Here is a 3,132-nt window from a genome sequence, read left to right as displayed (position 1 = left end):
CGCCTGCAAGCGCCAGCCCCGCGAACAGCGCAGCCGCCGCGGCCTCCAGCACGATAAGCGCGGCGTCTGCCCGCACGAGCGGGCGCACGATGCGGCCCGCCTCCCCCTCCGGGTCGGCGAAGAACGCCGCCACCAGCACCACGGCGATGCCGCACGACAGCGACGACAGCGTGAACAGCACCGGCACGAACGGCGACCTCCACAACGCCACCGCTCCCAGCCCCTGCAGCAGCAGGCCGGTGTACACCATGACCACCAAGCCCACCGCCACGGCGACCGCCTCGACGGCAACCGCCGCCGCACGCGGCACGGACGGCAGGTACGCGAGCCGCACAAGCGTCAGGAACGCCCCGCACGCGGCCAGCACGGCCAGGGCGAAGGAGCCGACGGTCAGATACGTAGGCGACGGCCGCAGAAACAGGTCGAGCACCCGGTCGATGCGCCCCAAATCGAACAGCAGGCACAGCACGCCCAGCGCGAGCGCGGCGAAGCCGGCAAGCAGCGCGAAAGCCGCCACCCGCTCGCACGGCGGCGCCTCGTCCACGGACACGCGGGCATCCGTCCCGAAGGGCGCACGCACGAGGGCCAGGTCGAGCCCGGACGCGACCACGATCGCCCCGGCCCCGGCACCGCCGAGGAACAGGTAGCCCACCGCCAACGTTCCGAGCACATCCCCTCCCCTCATCGCAGCCGCAGGACGCTCCGCTAGGCGGCGGCGCATCCAGACACGGGAGCCACGTTGCTTTTGCAGATCGCACGCTTCCCTCTGCATCCCCGCCAGTATCCCACAAAACAGGCGTGCTGCATATGACAGGGTGTCATATGCGCAACAGCGACACGATCCGGGACGCCACGCGTGACGCCGGAGCAGCACGGAGAACATCGCACATGGGGAACAGGAAAAGGCTGGGGTCCTCAACGACCTCCAGCCTTTTCTTAATGAGCGGCGCTCGTCGGCCTGCGCCCTACCCTGCCTTCGTGCCCAGCAGCTCTATGTCGGCCTTATCGCCAACCTCGTAGCGCACGCCGGCTGGGACGGCCAAGAAGGCGTTCGCCGAGCGAATGTTCTCGGCCAACGTTGCCGAGTTCGGAACCGGCGCCGCATGCAGCACGCCGTCCATGTCACGAGCCACGAGACGCGCCAGGTGCTCGAAACCGGGGCGGGCGCCCAGCGGCGCATCAAGCACGGCGGGCACCTTCACGCGCTGCGGCACCGGCTGGCCATAGTAGTGGCACACCAGGCCCCTCACCAGCCAGTCGGCCGCCAGGTAGGCCGCAATCATGGGTCCGGGAACGTTGATGGCCGGCTTGCCTTCGATAACTGCCAGGCCGATGGGACGTCCGGGAACCGCCTTCACGCCGTGCGAGAACCACGACGCGCGCTCCTGCAGAAGCTCCGAGTTGAAATCTTCCGAGCCGCGCGACGAACCCCCGTTGACCAGCACCACGTCGGCCTCGGCCAGCGCACGGTCGATGGCGATGCCCAGGGCCGCGCGATCGTCCGCCACAATGTCATAGGCAACCATCTCCGCGCCCCATTGCGCGAAATAGGCGCCCAGCATAAGCGAGTTCGTCTGCACGTTCTGCCCACGCTCGGGCACCGTGCCCACAGGCACCAGCTCCGTGCCGGTAGGAAGGTAGGCCACCTTCAAGCGCGCAACCACGGGCGCCTCGGCCCAGCCGCCGGCCGCCAGAATAGCCAGGGCCTCGGGCCCGAGCAGCGTGCCCGCCTCGTAGAGCAGCTCGCCCTTGCCCATCGTGGCGCCCGCGCGCTTGATAGCGTTGCCCGCCTTGACCTCGAGGGCAGGATCGAGCATGAGCCGCCCCGCCTCGTCGTATCCCACGTCCTCCGCCGCTATGATCGTGTCGAGCTCGTCGGGGAAGTCATCGCCGGTATCGGCCTGGGCGAAGTGCATGCCACGCACCCATTCGCCGGTGTCGGGGACGCCCTGCGCAAAGTCGGCCGCCCGCACGGCGATGCCGTCGAACGACGAAACGCGATGTCGCGGCAGATCGTAAGCCGCATGGCAATCCTGCGCAAGCACGCGCCCGCATGCCTCGCCCACCGGCACGTGCTCGGTACGCTTCTCGAACTCCCAGCGCGCCTCCAGCGCCTCCGCGCGCGTCAGCGCCTTCCCATGATCGAATTTCATCATCGTCCTCCTTGTTGTCTGCCGGTATGCGGGTGCAGGGCCTAGAACCTCCGCACGATATCGTCAACGAAGTAGCGTGGCACCTCCTTGGCGAAAAGATTGCTGGATACGGCCGGGTGCGCCGTCCTCACGTGACGCGCACCCGGCACGCCGGGGATGCGGGCGAGCAGCGGGTCCCCCACCACAACGGAGAACCCGCCGCGTGCCACGAGGGCTGCTAGGTCGGCATCGCCCGCCAAGGCAACGTCGCCCGGCTCGGCGAAGCCGGGACGCTGCCCGCACAGGCTCGCCACCGTCACAGGACCGCTCCAGCCGGAAAGGCGCAGCGCCGAGCGCACCGAGGCGGCGCACACCCAGTCGCCCACCACGAGTACCGCCTCGCCCCCTGCGCCGGACGCATCCATCCGCGCGTCGAATACGGTTCGCGAAGACTCTGGCAGCACCCCCGCATCGCAGCTTTCAGCATGCGGACCGCCTGCGAACGCGTACGACGACGCGCCGCCACGTGCGGCCCGGCGCAGCGCCTCGCACACGAGGCCGGCCTGCGCGCCCGCCAAGGGCAGACCCACCACATACGGCGTGCCGTACGCTCGCTCAAGGACCTGGGCGACCCCGAGTGCCCCCGCCGATACCACAAGGTTGACCGAAGCCTTCCCGACCTGCGCCACGCCTTCAAGCGACAAGCCCATGCACCATGTGGCATTCACCGCAAGCCCGGCGCCATCAAGGCATTCCCGCAGGTCTTCCGCATTCGGGCCCCCTCCGAAATCGAGCGGCGTGAGCCCGAGCACGTTCACGGCCGGCCGTTCCGGGGAGGCTGCCAGCCCGCACGGGCCCGTTCCCTCCGGCCGCCCGTCCGCAGTCGGCCTGGCTGGAGGGGCGAGCGCAGGACGTCCGTCGCCCGCGCCGCGCAGCATCCCGTCGCCTGCGGGCCCGAACCGCTCCGCCAGCTCCCGGTGCGCCAGATCCAAGCCGCGCT

The 3,132-nt window shown here is 69.8% G+C and carries 3 protein-coding genes; all 3 read right to left on the bottom strand.

Translation table 11 applies throughout. The annotated features are described in order from the left end of the window. Positions 1 to 670 (bottom strand): NrfD/PsrC family molybdoenzyme membrane anchor subunit (nrfD, locus tag GPA_RS08335; protein ID WP_041239331.1); only part of this gene is annotated, 670 nt, incomplete at its 3' end. A gap of 295 nt (positions 671 to 965) precedes the next feature. Next, positions 966 to 2,156 (bottom strand): molybdopterin molybdotransferase MoeA, encoded by a 1,191-nt coding sequence (locus GPA_RS08330; RefSeq protein WP_015539590.1) that lies wholly within the window; start codon positions 2,154 to 2,156, stop codon positions 966 to 968. A 38-nt stretch (positions 2,157 to 2,194) separates the two neighbouring features. After that, positions 2,195 to 3,132 (bottom strand): nitrogenase component 1 (locus tag GPA_RS16800; protein WP_231847609.1); only part of this gene is annotated, 938 nt, incomplete at its 5' end.

This window comes from Gordonibacter pamelaeae 7-10-1-b (genome assembly GCF_000210055.1).
GTDB classification, from domain to species: domain Bacteria; phylum Actinomycetota; class Coriobacteriia; order Coriobacteriales; family Eggerthellaceae; genus Gordonibacter; species Gordonibacter pamelaeae.
This window is presented reverse-complemented; position numbering and strand designations above follow the sequence as displayed.

Coding starts and splice junctions, on each gene's coding strand:
- GPA_RS08330 (WP_015539590.1), bottom strand. CDS start 2,156: ATGATGAAATTCGATCATGGGAAGGCGCTGACGCGCGCGGAGGCGCTG.